Origin of the sequence: Flavobacterium suzhouense (assembly GCF_042684765.1) — a bacterium.
Taxonomy (GTDB): domain Bacteria; phylum Bacteroidota; class Bacteroidia; order Flavobacteriales; family Flavobacteriaceae; genus Flavobacterium; species Flavobacterium suzhouense.
In genome coordinates, this window is sequence record NZ_JBHUMD010000007.1 from 399,195 (window position 1) to 414,147 (window position 14,953).

The following is a 14,953-nucleotide window of genomic DNA, read 5'->3' on the forward strand; positions in this document are numbered from 1 at the left end:
GAAGAAGTATGAAAGCGTTATCTAAAATAGCATTACTGGCAGTAGCATCAGCTTCGCTGACTGCCTGCTTCAATAAATCAGAGCCTAATTACCAGTACATGCCAAACATGTATGAACCTGTTCCTTATGAAACTTATCAGGAATCAGCTGCATTCCCTGGCGGTAAAGAAGGTCAGCTTCCTGCTAAAGGATCTATTCCAAGGGGTTTTACTCCTTATGAATATGAAAACTCTACTGAAGGTTTAGAACTTGCAAAAGCAAATCTGAAATCTCCTCTTGCTCCTGAAGCTATCGACCTTGAGAGAGGTAAACAGCTTTTCACTATCTATTGTGCAATCTGTCACGGTGATAAAGGAGACGGAAAAGGAAATCTGGTTAAAAGGGAAAAATTCCTTGGGGTGCCTAACTATAAAGACAGAGCTGTTACAGAAGGAAGTATATTCCATGTAATAACTTACGGATTAAACGCAATGGGCTCTCACGCTAACCAGCTTTCTCAGGAAGAGCGTTGGCAGGTTACTCACTACGTGATGAAACTTAGGAGTGAATTATAATTGTAGAACACTGAAAGCATAAATATATGTACACATTTTCAAGTAGATTAAAAACGATTGCTTTAGTCCTGATGGTATTAGGTATCCTTGGGATAGGCTATAGTTTTTTCACTGCACCAAAAACCGTTGAAGACGTAGAGAAAATATTAGCGGCTGACAGCCACCACGGTGGAGGACATGCCGATGCAGCTCATCACGAGCCTGCTGCACATGATGCTCATGATGCTACAACTGAAGAAACTCATGAACCTGCAGCTGAAGCTACGCACGATACTGCTCATGCAGTTGCTGCAACTGAAGCAGCTCACGGAGAACATGACACTGTTCATGCTACAGCTGTTGCTCATGATGATCACGGTACTGCTGAAACAGCTCATGCTGAATCTCATGCAGCTCATGGCGAAGAAGCACATGATGCTCACGCTGAACACCAACACCATTTAGAACACGTACTTGGTCAATTACAAAACAAGCCTTGGTCTGCTGTTTATGTTGCTGCATTGTTCTTTATGCTAATTTCTTTAGGAGCTCTTGCTTTCTATGCTATCCAAAATGCTGCTCAGGCTGGATGGTCTCCTGTATTGTTCAGGGTTATGGAAGGTGTTTCTAGCTACCTAATTCCTGGTGCTATCATTGTATTCCTTATTCTTGTTGCGGGTACAATGGATCTTCACAAAATCTTCATCTGGATGGATAAAGATGTTGTTGCTGAAGATCATCTAATCCAGGCAAAATCGGGTTACCTGAATAAAGTATTCTTCCTTATCAGAGCTGCTATCTTTATGGGTGGCTGGATACTTTACCGTCAATATGCGAGAAAGAACTCTCTTGCTCAGGATGATGCTACAGATAACTCTTTCTACAAGAAAAACTTTAAGGCTTCTGCCGGATTCCTAGTATTCTTTATTGTAACTGAATCTATCATGTCTTGGGACTGGATCATGTCGGTTGACCCACACTGGTACAGTACACTATTCGGATGGTATGTGTTTGCAAGTTTCTTTGTAAGCGGTATCACTGTAATTGCTATGATTACTTTATATCTTAAATCTCTTGGTCACCTTGAATACGTTAACACAAGCCACATCCACGACTTAGCTAAGTTCATGTTTGGTATCAGCGTATTCTGGACATACCTTTGGTTCTCTCAGTTCATGCTAATATGGTATGCTGATATACCTGAAGAGATCGTTTACTTCAAAATGCGTATAGAAAATTATAACCTTCCTTTCTTTGGAATGGTTGCAATGAACTTCGTATTCCCTGTTCTTATCCTAATCAACACTGACTTTAAACGTCTTTCTTGGATTGTTGTAATGGCTGGTATCGTTATCCTTTGTGGTCACTATATCGACTTCTTCAACATGATCATGCCGGCTACAGTAGGTGATCAGTGGTTTATCGGAGCAGGTGAAATAGGTGCGATATTATTCTTCCTTGGTCTATTTATATTCGTTGTATTTACTGCGCTTACTAAAGCGCCGTTATTAGCGAAACGTAATCCGCTTATAGAAGAAAGTAAGCATTTCCATTATTAATATTTAAAGAAATAAACAAATGACAAGTTTATTGATAATTATAGTTTTAGTTTTATTAGGCATTGCAATATGGCAATTAACTAAAATATTTCACCTAACACAGGTTGGAACTGCTGGTGCTAATGATGCTAACAGTGAAATTGCTAACGATAGGGATAATAATGTTAATGGTTATGTGATGTTTGCCTTCCTTGGTTTCATCTATGTCTTTACAATTTATTCTCTTTACAAGTGGGGTCACCTTGTATTAGGTACACCTGCTTCTGAGCACGGTCCTCAGTACGATAATCTTATGGCTATCTCTATGTGGCTTATCTTTATTGTACAGACTATTACTCAGTTTTTATTACATTACTTTGCATTCAAATACAGAGGTAAAGAAGGTAAAACAGCTTTCTATTACGCTGACAATGATAAACTTGAATTTATCTGGACTATTATCCCGGTAATCGTTCTTGCAGGTCTTATCCTTTACGGATTGTATGCATGGACTAACATCATGTTCATTGATGAGCAGAAAAAAGATACTGTTTTTGTAGAAGTTTATGCAAAACAGTTTAGCTGGGAAGTTCGTTATGCAGGTGAGGATGGTGTACTTGGTAAAGCTAACGTAAGATATATCGAGGGTGTAAACACACTTGGTGTTGATATGTCAGATCCGAATGCTCAGGATGATATCCAGTCTACTGAACTTCACTTACCAAAAGGAAAACAAGTTGTGTTTAAATTCCGTTCTCAGGATGTATTACACTCAGCTTATTTCCCTCACTTCAGAGCGCAAATGAACGTAGTTCCTGGTATGGTTACTGAATTTGCTTTCACACCTACAATTACTACAGACGAAATGCGTCAGGATCCTAAAATCGTTAACAAAGTAGCTCATATCAATGAGATAAGATCGAAAAAGAGTGCCGAGCTTGTAGCAGAAGGAAAAACTCCTCTTGATCCTTATACTTTTGATTACTTACTTCTTTGTAATAAAATTTGTGGTGCTTCTCACTACAACATGCAAATGAAAGTTGTTGTTGAAGACGATGCAGATTTCAAAAAATGGTTAAGCGGAAAAGAAAAACTTTCTGCAGCTGTTAAGAAAGCAAAAGAAGAAGCTGCGGCTGCAGCTGCGGCACCGGAAGCAGAAGCTGCTCCTGCAAAACCAGCAGATTCAGCTACAGCGGCTAAACCGGATTCTACGGTAGTAGTAGCACAGGTTGTAAAAAAATAATTCTTTTTAAATATATTCAAATTAAAGAAATATGTCAGCAGTAGGACACGAAGAACACGGTCATCACGATGCTCACGATCACCACGATCATCATCATAAAGAGACCTTCATAACGAAGTACATCTTTAGTATCGATCACAAAATGATCGCTAAGCAGTACCTTATTACGGGTATTATTATGGGAGTAGTAGGAATTGTAATGTCTCTATTATTCCGTATGCAGATTGCATGGCCAGAAGAGTCTTTTACAATTTTTAAAGTTCTTTTAGGTGAAAAATTTGCTCCGGGAGGAGTAATGAAAAATGATATTTATCTGGCACTTGTAACAATACACGGTACTATCATGGTATTCTTCGTATTGACTGCCGGTTTGAGTGGAACTTTCAGTAACCTTCTTATTCCGTTACAGATTGGTGCACGTGATATGGCTTCCGGGTTTATGAACATGATTTCATACTGGTTGTTCTTCTTATCATCAGTTATAATGATCATCTCTCTTTTTGTTGAAGCAGGTCCTGCATCGGCTGGTTGGACAATCTATCCGCCATTGAGTGCGTTACCTCAGGCAATTGGAGGTTCTGGAGCAGGTATGACGCTTTGGTTAGTTTCTATGGCTATTTTCATCGCTTCATCACTAATGGGATCACTTAACTATGTTGTTACTGTAATCAACCTTAGAACAAAAGGTATGTCTATGACAAGACTACCTCTTACTATATGGGCGTTCTTTATTACGGCTGTTATCGGTATCGTATCATTCCCTGTGCTTTTATCTGCTGCTTTACTGCTTATATTTGACAGAAGCTTTGGTACTTCATTCTACCTTTCTGATATCTTCATCTCTGGTGAAGTTCTTCACTACCAGGGTGGTTCTCCGGTATTGTTCGAGCACCTTTTCTGGTTCCTTGGACACCCTGAGGTTTACATCGTAATCCTTCCTGCGATGGGTCTTGTGTCTGAAATTATGGCTTCAAATGCACGTAAACCAATCTTTGGTTACCGTGCGATGATCGCTTCGATACTTGCAATCGCATTCCTTTCGACTATCGTTTGGGGTCACCACATGTTCATCTCTGGTATGAACCCATTCCTTGGTTCTGTATTTACATTTACAACACTACTTATTGCGATTCCATCAGCGGTAAAAGCCTTCAACTGGATTACAACGCTTTGGAGAGGTAACCTGCAGCTTAACCCTGCGATGCTTTTCTCAATAGGTTTCGTTTCTACATTCATCACTGGTGGTCTTACAGGTATCATCCTTGGTGACAGTACACTTGATATTAACGTTCACGATACATACTTCGTTATTGCTCACTTCCACCTTGTAATGGGTATCTCTGCTCTTTACGGTATGTTTGCAGGTATCTACCACTGGTACCCTAAGATGTTCGGAACAATGTTGAACAAAAACCTTGGTTACATCCACTTCTGGGTAACTGCAGTATGTGCTTACGGAGTATTCTTCCCAATGCACTTCATCGGTATGGCTGGTCTTCCAAGACGTTATTATACTAACACTGCATTCCCATTATTTGATGACCTTGCTGACGTTAACGTTCTTATTACAATGTTTGCTATCGTTGGAGCTGCATTCCAGTTGGTGTTCCTTTGGAACTTCTTCTACAGCATCTTCAAAGGTAAGAAAGCGTCTCAAAACCCATGGAGGTCTACAACGCTTGAATGGACTACTCCGGTTGAGCATATCCACGGTAACTGGCCTGGTGAGATCCCTGAAGTATTCAGATGGCCTTACGACTACAGCAAACCCGGACATGATGAGGATTTCGTACCGCAGACTGTTCCAATGAAAGAAGGAGAAGAGCAACTACACCACTAGGAGCTCTGTACTATAAAACAAAAAAGAGGATACCAATCGGTATCCTCTTTTTTGTTTTTACATTTTAATAATGATGATTTTGATTTATCTGGATTGTCAGAAATAGAACCATACACTAGTTTTTCTTTCTTTTGCTTGTTTAAATAAGTTCATTATCTCAGTAACTATCGATTTATTCTCGGTGCCAAATTTATTAATGTTTTTACTTAAGACATTGTGCACATTTTCGATATCCTTCATTTCATTTATTCTCAAGTCTTCGTAATCATCAATATTTGCATTTCCAACATCATTAATAAATTCAAAAAAAGTAGAATGGTATAAAGAATTGAATTGTTCGTTATCTAATATAACTTGTATTAATTGTTCATCAGTTGCTTCATTATAGTCTAATGCTTTCTCGGCTGATGTATCTTTTGGTACAACTATATATCTTTGTTTCATATTATTTTGGTTATTCCTTCGGCTTCGTCAAATAATATACAGGTATACCGGCAAGCATAATCAAAACGCCCCAACCACAGGTACTGGTTCTGTCCTTTAACAAGAAGAAACAAAATGCTGCTGCCAGTATGATATAAATAGCAGGTAGTACCGGATAACCAAAAGCTTTGTATGGCCTGTCTGCATTTGCCATTTTCTTTCTAAGGATAAAGATGCCGTAAATGGTCAGGATATAGAATATCACAACAATGATCATTACAAAATCGAGCAGGTCGCCATATTTTCCGGTAAGGCACAATGCCGATGCCCAAAAACACTGGAACCATAGTCCCCAACCCGGTACGCTTGCGGTATTAAGTTTGGCTGCTTTCTTAAAGAACAGCCCATCTTTAGCCATGGTGTAATAAACCCTTGCTCCGGCCATTATCAGTCCGTTGTTACATCCAAATGTTGAGATCATGATCATCACTGCTATGATGTAAGTGCCAATGTTTCCAAATATGGGATGTGATGCCGCTACCGCCACACGGTCGGAGGCTGCGAAAGCGATGCTATCGTTTGGCAATACTGCGAGATACATAATATTGGCAGAGATGTAGATTACAGTTACAATCAGCGTACCCAAAAACAGGCTCATCCCTACATTACGTTGTGGATTTTTTATCTCACCTGAAATAAAGGTAACACCGTTCCATGCATCACTTGAGAAAAGTGAACCCACCATTGATGCTGCAATTGCAGACATCAGAACAGTTCCGCCTATTGGCAGCCATGAGTTGGTGTCTTTGTCATAAGATTGTGCATTCCAGGCATCGGTCCAGTTGGTAGCCCAGATATTAGAGTCAAAAGCCATAACTAATCCGAAAATTACTAAACCAAAAAGTGAAGCTATTTTAGTAATGGTTAATATTGTCTGTATCCATTTTCCATTTTTCACACCTCTGCTATTAATGTATGTCAGGATTATTATGGTAGCTATAGATACCAATTGTGCAGCGTTCAGTTTAAAGCTTCCTATTTCGTATAAGACATTCTGGTCACTAACGGGAGGGTAGAGGTACGCTGTAAACTTGGCAAATGCTACTCCTACAGCAGCAATTGTTCCCGTTTGTATCACGGCAAAAAAGCTCCATCCGTATAAGAAGGCAATGAGTTTGTTGTAGGCTTCTTTTAGGTATACATACTGTCCGCCTGCTTTTGGAAACATTGCACTCAGCTCTCCATAACTAATAGCAGCTATCATTGTCATCAGACCCGATAATATCCAGATGAAGGTTAGCCATCCGGCACTACCCACATTGCGCATCATATCGGCACTTACGATAAAGATCCCGGAGCCTATCATTGATCCTACAACAAGCATAGTGCCGTCAAGAAGTCCAAGTTCACGTTTTAAATGTGTGTTTTCGTTTTGGTTTTCCATAATTTGTGTTTGGTTTGGTTAAAGATATTTAAAATATCTTACGGTTGCCGTTTAAACCGAATTATTGGTTAACTTGGTTCTAAGAATTGAAAGCTATGAAACACAATAACGACAATAATTTTAAAGTAAACGAAGAAGGTAAACAGTTTGAACTGTATGTGCCCGGAGGTATGGCTTTTGTAGAGTACTATCGCGAAGGTGAAAAGATATTCCTTACGCATACCGAAACCCCTGAAGCACTCCGTGGGAGGGGTATAGCGGCTCAACTTATTGAGCGTACCCTGCAATGTGCCAAAGACAATGGGCTTACCGTGGTTCCGTTATGCTCTTATGTTGCCCATTATGTAAATGAGCACCCGGAGTGGATAGACGTTTTATCTGATGGTTACCAGATGTAATTCGTGCCAAATTCGATTATCTTTGCGATATGAATGAGAATTTAGACCCTACCAATAGTAATTACAATGCGGAAGAACTGGATCTTGAAAAAAAATTGAGACCCCTTTCGTTTGATGATTTTACCGGACAGGCACAGGTGCTTGAAAATCTTCAGGTATTTGTTCAGGCGGCCAATATGCGTGGTGATGCGCTTGATCATACCTTATTTCACGGGCCTCCGGGGCTTGGTAAGACTACTTTGGCGAATATTCTTGCCAATGAACTTGGTGTAGGGATAAAAATTACTTCGGGTCCTGTTTTGGATAAACCCGGTGACCTCGCAGGTCTTTTAACCAATCTGGATGACAGGGATATTCTTTTTATTGACGAGATACACCGTCTTAGCCCGGTAGTAGAAGAATATCTTTATTCGGCTATGGAGGATTTCAAGATTGATATTATGATCGAGTCAGGGCCCAATGCCCGATCGGTACAGATAGGACTTAATCCATTTACATTAGTTGGTGCAACAACGCGTTCAGGTTTGCTTACAGCTCCTATGCGTGCGCGTTTCGGAATTCAGAGCCGACTTCAATATTATACTACTGAACTGCTTACTACCATTGTTGAACGTAGCTCGGCGATCCTCAAAATGCCTATCACAATGGAAGCAGCAATTGAGATTGCAGGGCGTAGCCGTGGTACACCGCGTATTGCCAATGCGCTTTTGCGTCGTGTGCGTGACTTTGCCCAGATAAAAGGAAATGGAAAGATTGATATTGAAATTGCCCGTTACTCATTGAAGGCACTTCATGTAGATGCGCATGGACTTGACGAAATGGACAATAAGATACTAACCACGATTATTGATAAATTCAAAGGTGGGCCGGTAGGACTTTCAACCTTGGCAACTGCTGTATCAGAGAGTGGAGAGACTATAGAAGAGGTGTATGAGCCATTCCTCATTCAGGAAGGTTTTATTATCAGGACACCAAGAGGAAGAGAAGTTACTGAGAAAGCATATAAACACCTTGGCAGGACAAATCCCGGAATTCAGGGAGGATTGTTCGCATAGGTTTAGAGGTTATAATTATACGTTAAAGCTGTAAGTGTTTCACTTGCAGCTTTTTTAATTTTAATAAGGATTAAAATTTAACACTACTTAATAGCAACCGTTTGGTTTCGTTTCATATATTTGCAACTGAATGATTGCGTATTTAAATTAAATCAAACAAAAAACAAATAATTATGAGTAACGAAACCAAAATCGAAAAAGACCTTTCTGGCAAAAAATTGGTTATAACCCGTAGTTTTGACGCGCCGGTAGAAAAAGTATGGAAAGCCTGGACCGAAGCTGAACTATTGGATAAATGGTGGGCACCGAAACCTTACAGGGCCGAAACAAAGTCTATGGATTTTAAAGTAGGCGGTACATGGCTGTATGCGATGGTTGGCCCTGAAGGAGACAAACAATGGTGCAGGGTAGACTTTACTGCTATAGAAGAAGGTAAAAGCTTTTCGGCTGATAATGCCTTTTGTGATGAACAGGGGAATAAAACAGAATTATCTGTTGGTCGCTGGAATAACAGATTTGAAGGTTCCGGGAATAAAACAAATGCCTATATGGAGCTGGCTTTTGACAACGAAGAAGATCTTGAAAAGATTGTTGCTATGGGCTTCAAAGAAGGCTTCTCTATGGGGCTTTCAAATCTCGACGAGTTGCTGGCTCAGGGATAATCCTAAAATTATATGCACCGCTCCGTTATGGAGCGGTTTTGTTTTACAGATGTTATACCTTTGTACTATAGAAAGAGTTATAAACTCCCTCTCCTTTGGAGAGGGCTAGGGGAGAGGAAAGTTGATAAACAACAAAGAAAAATATACAGCATTCATAAAAGCCGAGGCAAAACGCCTTGGCTTCATTTCTTGCGGGATATCCAAAGCGGGATTTCTTGAAGAGGAAGCACCCCGATTAGAAGCCTGGCTCAAAGCTAAGCATAACGGACAGATGCAGTATATGGAGAATCATTTTGACAAGCGTCTTGATCCTACATTGCTTGTTGATGATGCTAAAAGTGTTATTTCGTTATTGCTGAATTATTATCCCGAACAAACCCAAACGGATAATACTTTTAAGATTTCTAAATATGCTTATGGACAGGATTACCATTTTGTCATCAAAGAAAAACTGAAAGAACTGCTTCATTCCATACAGGCTGAAATAGGCGAAGTAGGAGGCAGGGCTTTTGTAGATTCGGCACCGGTACTGGATAAAGCCTGGGCGGCAAAAAGCGGTCTTGGCTGGATTGGTAAAAATAGTAACCTGCTAAGCAAACAGGTGGGGTCCTTCTTTTTTATTGCAGAACTTATTGTTGATTTAGAACTGGAATACGACCATGCCGTAACGGATCATTGTGGGAAATGTACAGCCTGTATCGATGCCTGTCCTACCCAGGCAATCATTCAACCGTATGTGGTGGATGGCAGCAAATGTATTTCTTACTTTACCATTGAGCTTAAGGATAACCTGCCTATGGAAATGAAAGGTAAGTTTGATGAGTGGGCTTTTGGTTGCGATATTTGCCAGGACGTTTGCCCGTGGAATCGTTTTTCTAAACCGCATAATGAACCTTTGTTCAACCCCCATCCTGATTTATTATCCCTGACCAAAAAAGACTGGGAAGAGATTACCGAAGATACTTTTAGGGCGGTATTTAAAAATTCGGCTGTAAAGCGAACAAAATTTGAGGGGCTTAAAAGAAATATAGATTTCCTGAAATTATAAATAATCCCGAAATGCCATTCAAACATTTATTTAGAGCAAAAGCAATCTGGACTTTAAAAAGGAAAGATGAAAATATAAAGAGCTATAGCCGTAATCATAGCATTACAATTGAAGGTAAACCTGATTTAGATGTCTCGGCTGCGAAAGCTTTCAAGGGAGATGCGGCATTGTACAATCCGGAAGATATGCTGTTAAGTAGTCTTGTTTCCTGCCATATGATGTCGTATTTGTATGTGTGTGCCCAGGCAGGAATTGAAATCCTTTCTTATGCGGATGATGCCATAGCAACATTAGAGGTAAAAGATGATGGTTCAGGACGATTTACGGAAGTAACACTCAATCCAAAAGTACTAATTACGGATGCCAACAGGATAGAGGAAGCCTTGCTGCTTGACAAAAAAGCAAACGAACTTTGTTTTATTGCCAACTCCTGTAATTTCCCAGTTTATCATAATCCTGTTTGTGAGGTAAAATAAAAAGTCCGGTTTCATACCGGACTTTCTGCTATATAAGAGATTATTTTTTACTCTCTATCCATTTATTTATTTTTCCTTCAAGTACTTTTAGTGGAAGGCATCCTGCATCCAGCACCTGATTATGGAATTCCTTAATGCTGAATTTTGCACCAAGTTCCTTTTCGGCTCTAGTGCGTAGCTCGCGTATCTTTAATTGACCTATTTTATAAGACAATGCCTGTCCCGGTATTGCCATATAACGTTCTACTTCGGCAATGATGCTTTCTTCCGGCTCGGCTTCATTCTCCATAGAGTATTTAATAGCCTGTTCCCTTGTCCAGTCTTTCGTATGAAGGCCTGTATCTATAACAAGACGGAGCGCACGGTGCATCTCAGCGCTAAGCATCCCGAAATATTGATAAGGATCGCTATAAAGACCAAGTTCCTTACCTAGTGATTCAGTGTATAAAGCCCATCCTTCGCCATAAGCGTTGAACCAAATTGTTTTTCTGAAGTCAGGCAGGGTCGTGTTTTCCTGCTGTATTGATATTTGATAGTGATGCCCCGGGATGGCTTCGTGAAGGAAAAGGTCTTCATCGGCATACACATTGTATTTTTTAACGTCAGGTATTGGAACATAGAAAATACCCGGGCGTGTACCATCAAGCGAACCCTGGTTGTATTCGGCACTTGCCGATGCTTCACGGAAAGCTTCTGTTCTTCTAACCTCAAAAGGAGTTTTTGGCTTAAGATCAAAAAGTTTTTCAAGATTCGGTTTCATCCTCTCATGAATAGCATTGAAGTTGTCTATTACCTGTTGTGGCTCGGTAAAAGGCATCAGTTCTTTTTTATTACGTACATAGTTGAAGAAATCTTTTAGCGGACCTGTAAAACCAACCTGTGTTTTAACCTTTTCCATTTCTGCCGTAAGGCGGGCTACTTCTTTAAGACCAAGCTGATGGATCTCTTCCGCCGTCATATCGGTAGTAGTGTAACGTTTTATCAGGTGGTCGTAATATTTCTTCCCGTCAGGAATGGCCGATATACCACTTGTTGAACGACTGGCCTTTAGGTAGTCATTACTCACATAATTGTATAATTCATTGAAAGATGGTATTAGCTTCTGTTTAAGTATGGCTGTGTATTTGTCTGTAAGCTCTTTTTTATGAGCGTCGGTAAATGATGTAGGGAAAGCTTTTACAGGCGAATAGAAAAGGTGGTTTTGTATGTCTTCATTTGCCAGGTCTTTTAATTGAGGAATCATTTTTACAGTAAGTGATCTTGGTAATACGTAGCCCTTGGATACGCCTTCCTTCATTCGTAGCTGCGCGGTAGCAAGCCATTTGTTAAAGCTTTCGAGTCTTTCGAGCCAGTTGGTATAATCTTTATAGGTTTTAAAAGGCTGAGCACTTGAACCGCTGGCAAACTGTCCTATGGTAAGAGGGAGTGACGTAAACTGGTTCATCGGTATCAGATATTCTTTAAAACCCAGTTGTTCGATGTTGATGTCGCATTCCCAAAGCAGTAACTCTTTACTTAGCCTGTCATTTTCTGAAAGGTCGTTATCTGCGTACTTTTTTGCCTCCGTAAGGTACTTCTCAAAGAAAGTCTTTATCTCATTGTTGTATTCATCCGTAAGGTTATTTGGTAACAGATTATTGTAAATACTGTCGCCTGAAGTGGTTGATTCTACAGGAAAGAGCTTCATTCGTTCTTTATAGTAATTGTCAAGAACTGTTTTAAACTCATTATTATCTTCAGCTGTGGTTTCTTTTTTTGCACACGATTGCAATATTGCCGCCGCCGCAAATAGTATTAAGGATATTTTTTTCATGGTTGTGATGCTAAATTTTGTTTAAAGATACATTTTTCACATAAAAAACGATTGCAAAAAGAATCGTCTTAAAAATTTCGCAGTTTCGCCGATAGGGTTACCTTTGTGGATTCCAGAAAAAAGTATTCATAATGAACCAATACAGTAAGAGAAGAGAAGCACTATTATACCACGCTAAACCACATCCTGGTAAAATACAGGTAGTGCCAACAAAACCTTATGCTACACAAAGAGATCTGTCACTGGCTTATTCGCCGGGCGTTGCAGAACCTTGTCTTGAGATTGCTAAAGATGTAAATAACGTTTATAAATATACTGCCAAGGGTAACCTTGTAGCTGTAATTTCTAATGGTACTGCGGTACTTGGCCTTGGAGATATAGGTCCGGAAGCTTCTAAGCCGGTAATGGAAGGTAAAGGACTTCTGTTTAAGATTTTTGCCGATATCGACGTGTTTGATATAGAAGTTGATGCTAAGAACATTGACGCTTTTATCGAAACTGTTAAAAATATTGCCCCAACTTTTGGAGGTATCAACCTTGAGGACATCAAAGCTCCGGAGTCTTTTGAAATTGAAAGAAGACTTGTTGAAGAGTTGGATATTCCTGTAATGCACGACGACCAGCACGGTACTGCGATCATTTCGTCAGCAGCACTTATTAATGCGGCTGAACTTGCAGGTAAGAATATCAGCGATATTAAACTGGTAGTATCAGGAGCAGGATCGGCGGCTTTGGCTTGTGCGGATTTATATATACTTCTTGGTGTAAAAGCTGAAAATATCAAAATGTTTGATGTTGACGGTATGTTGGTTACGAGTCGTGAAAACCTGCTTCCTAAGCAGATGAAATATGCTCAGCCGGGCAATGCTCAAACATTAGCTGAAGCAATTGTAGGAGCTGATATGTTCCTTGGGCTTTCGGTAGGTAATATACTTACTCCTGAAATGCTGCTTAGCATGAACAACGACCCTATTGTATTTGCAATGGCAAATCCAATTCCGGAGGTTGATTATAATGTGGCAATAGGTACGCGTCCCGATATTATTATGGCAACAGGTCGTAGCGACCACCCTAATCAGGTGAATAACGTTTTAGGTTTCCCTTATATATTCAGGGGAGCACTTGATGTTCGTGCTACGAAAATAAATGAGGCTATGAAAATGGCTGCCGTTCACGCACTTGCGGAGCTTGCAAAAGCACCGGTGCCGGAGCAGGTAAACATTGCTTATGGCGAGACAAAACTTAACTTTGGACGTGATTATATTATTCCAAAACCATTTGACCCAAGACTTATAGCTGTAGTAGCACCCGCTGTTGCTAAAGCTGCGATGGATAGTGGAGTGGCTAAAAATCCTATTCAGGATTGGGATAAATACACAGAAGAGCTTTTAGAGCGTCTGGGTAATGATAACAAAATGGTAAGATTACTTACCAACAGAGCAAAAACAGATCCTAAACGAATTGTATTTGCAGAGGCAGATCACCTGGATGTGCTTAAAGCAGCACAGATAGTTATGGAGGAGGGTATTGGTAAACCAATACTTTTAGGAAACCGCGAAACGATAAACGAGCTGAAGGAAGAAATTGGCTTTGATGCTGAAGTAGCGATTATAGACCCTAAAACAGATGAAGAAGACGAAAGAAGATTGCGTTATGCACAGTCTTACTGGGAAACAAGACAACGCCGTGGCGTGAACCTTCTTGATGCTCAGAAATGGATGAGGGAACGTAACTATTTTGCTGCAATGATGGTTAATGAAGGTGAGGCGGATGCAATGGTTACAGGATATTCAAGAAGTTATCCTTCTACTGTTAAGCCTGTTATGCAGCTTATTGATAGGGCTCCGGGTGTTAGCAGGATCGCAACAACCAATATGATGCTTACCAAACGCGGTCCGATGTTCCTTTCTGATACTGCAATTAACCCTGATCCAACAGCAGAAGATCTTGCAAGAATTGCTATAATGACTGCAAAAACCGTACGTATGTTTGGAATTGAGCCGGTTGTAGCTATGGTATCATTCTCAAACTTTGGTTCATCAACGCATTCAAATGCTGTTAAGGTGAGAAAAGCTGTTGAGATTTTACATAATGAACATCCTGATCTTATTGTTGATGGAGAGATTCAGGCAGATTTTGCACTAAATCCGGATATGCTTAAAGATAAATTCCCGTTCTCTAAACTTGCGGGTAAAAAAGTAAATACACTTGTATTCCCTAATCTTGATGCTGCAAATATTACTTATAAGCTTTTAAAAGAGCTTGATCATGTGGTGTCGATTGGTCCTATTATGATGGGACTTGATAAACCTGCTCACATTTTCCAGCTTGGTGCAAGTGTTGAAGAGATGGTAAATATGGCTGCAGTAGCGGTGGTTGATGCTCAGGAAAAAGAATATCGTCTTAAAATGGCAAACAAATAGTTTTTGGTGCAGGGTTAAAGAATTTTATTATTTTTGGGAACGGCTTAAAAAATATTT

General features: G+C 40.0%; 13 protein-coding genes. 10 read left to right on the top strand and 3 right to left on the bottom strand.

Features of this window, described 5'->3' with window-relative positions; translation table 11 throughout:
- Nucleotides 1-8 precede the first annotated feature (8 nt).
- The 4 genes from ACFSR3_RS07065 to ACFSR3_RS07080 are packed head-to-tail and all read left to right on the top strand — an operon-like array spanning nt 9 to nt 5,154.
- Nucleotides 9-554 carry a c-type cytochrome gene (locus ACFSR3_RS07065; protein ID WP_379820335.1) on the top strand — a complete coding sequence of 182 codons (546 nt, stop codon included), beginning with the start codon at nt 9-11 and terminating at the stop codon, nt 552-554.
- A 26-nt stretch (nt 555-580) separates the two neighbouring features.
- Nucleotides 581-2,092 carry a quinol:cytochrome C oxidoreductase gene (locus ACFSR3_RS07070; protein ID WP_379820336.1) on the top strand — a complete coding sequence of 504 codons (1,512 nt, stop codon included), beginning with the start codon at nt 581-583 and terminating at the stop codon, nt 2,090-2,092.
- A gap of 19 nt (nt 2,093-2,111) precedes the next feature.
- Nucleotides 2,112-3,314, top strand: a complete 1,203-nt coding sequence (locus ACFSR3_RS07075) for a cytochrome c oxidase subunit II (protein ID WP_114756330.1) — start codon at nt 2,112-2,114, stop codon at nt 3,312-3,314.
- Nucleotides 3,315-3,345: 31 nt separating this feature from the next.
- Complete coding sequence (locus tag ACFSR3_RS07080) at nt 3,346-5,154, top strand: cytochrome c oxidase subunit I (RefSeq protein WP_379820337.1); 1,809 nt, start codon at nt 3,346-3,348, stop codon at nt 5,152-5,154.
- A gap of 96 nt (nt 5,155-5,250) precedes the next feature.
- Here ACFSR3_RS07080 and ACFSR3_RS07085 read toward each other — a convergent pair whose 3' ends face one another.
- Together ACFSR3_RS07085 and ACFSR3_RS07090 are read right to left on the bottom strand one after the other, a co-directional pair.
- The gene (locus tag ACFSR3_RS07085; protein ID WP_379820338.1) at nt 5,251-5,598 is read right to left on the bottom strand and encodes a hypothetical protein; all 348 of its coding nucleotides are present in this window, start codon (nt 5,596-5,598) and stop codon (nt 5,251-5,253) included.
- 10 nt (nt 5,599-5,608) lie between these two features.
- Complete coding sequence (locus tag ACFSR3_RS07090) at nt 5,609-7,021, bottom strand: APC family permease (protein WP_379820339.1); 1,413 nt, start codon at nt 7,019-7,021, stop codon at nt 5,609-5,611.
- Nucleotides 7,022-7,116: 95 nt separating this feature from the next.
- Here ACFSR3_RS07090 and ACFSR3_RS07095 point away from each other — a divergent pair, with 95 nt between their 5' ends.
- The 5 genes from ACFSR3_RS07095 to ACFSR3_RS07115 all read left to right on the top strand — a co-directional run bounded on the left by ACFSR3_RS07095 (nt 7,117) and on the right by ACFSR3_RS07115 (nt 10,660).
- A complete protein-coding gene (locus tag ACFSR3_RS07095; protein WP_379820340.1) occupies nt 7,117-7,419 on the top strand; it encodes a GNAT family N-acetyltransferase in 303 nt (100 codons plus the stop codon).
- A 29-nt stretch (nt 7,420-7,448) separates the two neighbouring features.
- Entirely contained in the window at nt 7,449-8,474 is a 1,026-nt protein-coding gene (ruvB, locus tag ACFSR3_RS07100; protein WP_379820341.1) for a Holliday junction branch migration DNA helicase RuvB, read from the top strand.
- Nucleotides 8,475-8,647: 173 nt separating this feature from the next.
- A complete protein-coding gene (locus ACFSR3_RS07105) occupies nt 8,648-9,136 on the top strand; it encodes an SRPBCC family protein (protein ID WP_379820342.1) in 489 nt (162 codons plus the stop codon).
- A gap of 121 nt (nt 9,137-9,257) precedes the next feature.
- Entirely contained in the window at nt 9,258-10,184 is a 927-nt protein-coding gene (queG, locus tag ACFSR3_RS07110) for a tRNA epoxyqueuosine(34) reductase QueG (RefSeq protein ID WP_379820343.1), read from the top strand.
- An 11-nt stretch (nt 10,185-10,195) separates the two neighbouring features.
- A complete protein-coding gene (locus ACFSR3_RS07115; RefSeq protein WP_379820344.1) occupies nt 10,196-10,660 on the top strand; it encodes an OsmC family protein in 465 nt (154 codons plus the stop codon).
- A 40-nt stretch (nt 10,661-10,700) separates the two neighbouring features.
- On the opposite strand, the gene ACFSR3_RS07120 is transcribed toward ACFSR3_RS07115, so the two are convergent.
- Complete coding sequence (locus tag ACFSR3_RS07120; protein ID WP_379820345.1) at nt 10,701-12,473, bottom strand: DUF885 domain-containing protein; 1,773 nt, start codon at nt 12,471-12,473, stop codon at nt 10,701-10,703.
- A gap of 131 nt (nt 12,474-12,604) precedes the next feature.
- Between ACFSR3_RS07120 and ACFSR3_RS07125 the strand changes: the two genes are divergently transcribed.
- Nucleotides 12,605-14,896, top strand: coding sequence for an NADP-dependent malic enzyme (locus tag ACFSR3_RS07125; RefSeq protein ID WP_379820346.1), 2,292 nt, complete (start codon nt 12,605-12,607; stop codon nt 14,894-14,896).
- Nucleotides 14,897-14,953 lie beyond the last annotated feature (57 nt).

What these genes read in the sequence shown, in the direction of transcription:
- ACFSR3_RS07065 (WP_379820335.1), top strand. Translation starts at nt 9, where the DNA reads ATGAAAGCGTTATCTAAAATAGCATTACTGGCAGTAGCATCAGCTTCG.
- ACFSR3_RS07070 (WP_379820336.1), top strand. Translation starts at nt 581, where the DNA reads ATGTACACATTTTCAAGTAGATTAAAAACGATTGCTTTAGTCCTGATG.
- ACFSR3_RS07075 (WP_114756330.1), top strand. Translation starts at nt 2,112, where the DNA reads ATGACAAGTTTATTGATAATTATAGTTTTAGTTTTATTAGGCATTGCA.
- ACFSR3_RS07080 (WP_379820337.1), top strand. Translation starts at nt 3,346, where the DNA reads ATGTCAGCAGTAGGACACGAAGAACACGGTCATCACGATGCTCACGAT.
- ACFSR3_RS07085 (WP_379820338.1), bottom strand. Translation starts at nt 5,598, where the DNA reads ATGAAACAAAGATATATAGTTGTACCAAAAGATACATCAGCCGAGAAA.
- ACFSR3_RS07090 (WP_379820339.1), bottom strand. Translation starts at nt 7,021, where the DNA reads ATGGAAAACCAAAACGAAAACACACATTTAAAACGTGAACTTGGACTT.
- ACFSR3_RS07095 (WP_379820340.1), top strand. Translation starts at nt 7,117, where the DNA reads ATGAAACACAATAACGACAATAATTTTAAAGTAAACGAAGAAGGTAAA.
- ruvB (WP_379820341.1), top strand. Translation starts at nt 7,449, where the DNA reads ATGAATGAGAATTTAGACCCTACCAATAGTAATTACAATGCGGAAGAA.
- ACFSR3_RS07105 (WP_379820342.1), top strand. Translation starts at nt 8,648, where the DNA reads ATGAGTAACGAAACCAAAATCGAAAAAGACCTTTCTGGCAAAAAATTG.
- ACFSR3_RS07115 (WP_379820344.1), top strand. Translation starts at nt 10,196, where the DNA reads ATGCCATTCAAACATTTATTTAGAGCAAAAGCAATCTGGACTTTAAAA.
- ACFSR3_RS07120 (WP_379820345.1), bottom strand. Translation starts at nt 12,473, where the DNA reads ATGAAAAAAATATCCTTAATACTATTTGCGGCGGCGGCAATATTGCAA.
- ACFSR3_RS07125 (WP_379820346.1), top strand. Translation starts at nt 12,605, where the DNA reads ATGAACCAATACAGTAAGAGAAGAGAAGCACTATTATACCACGCTAAA.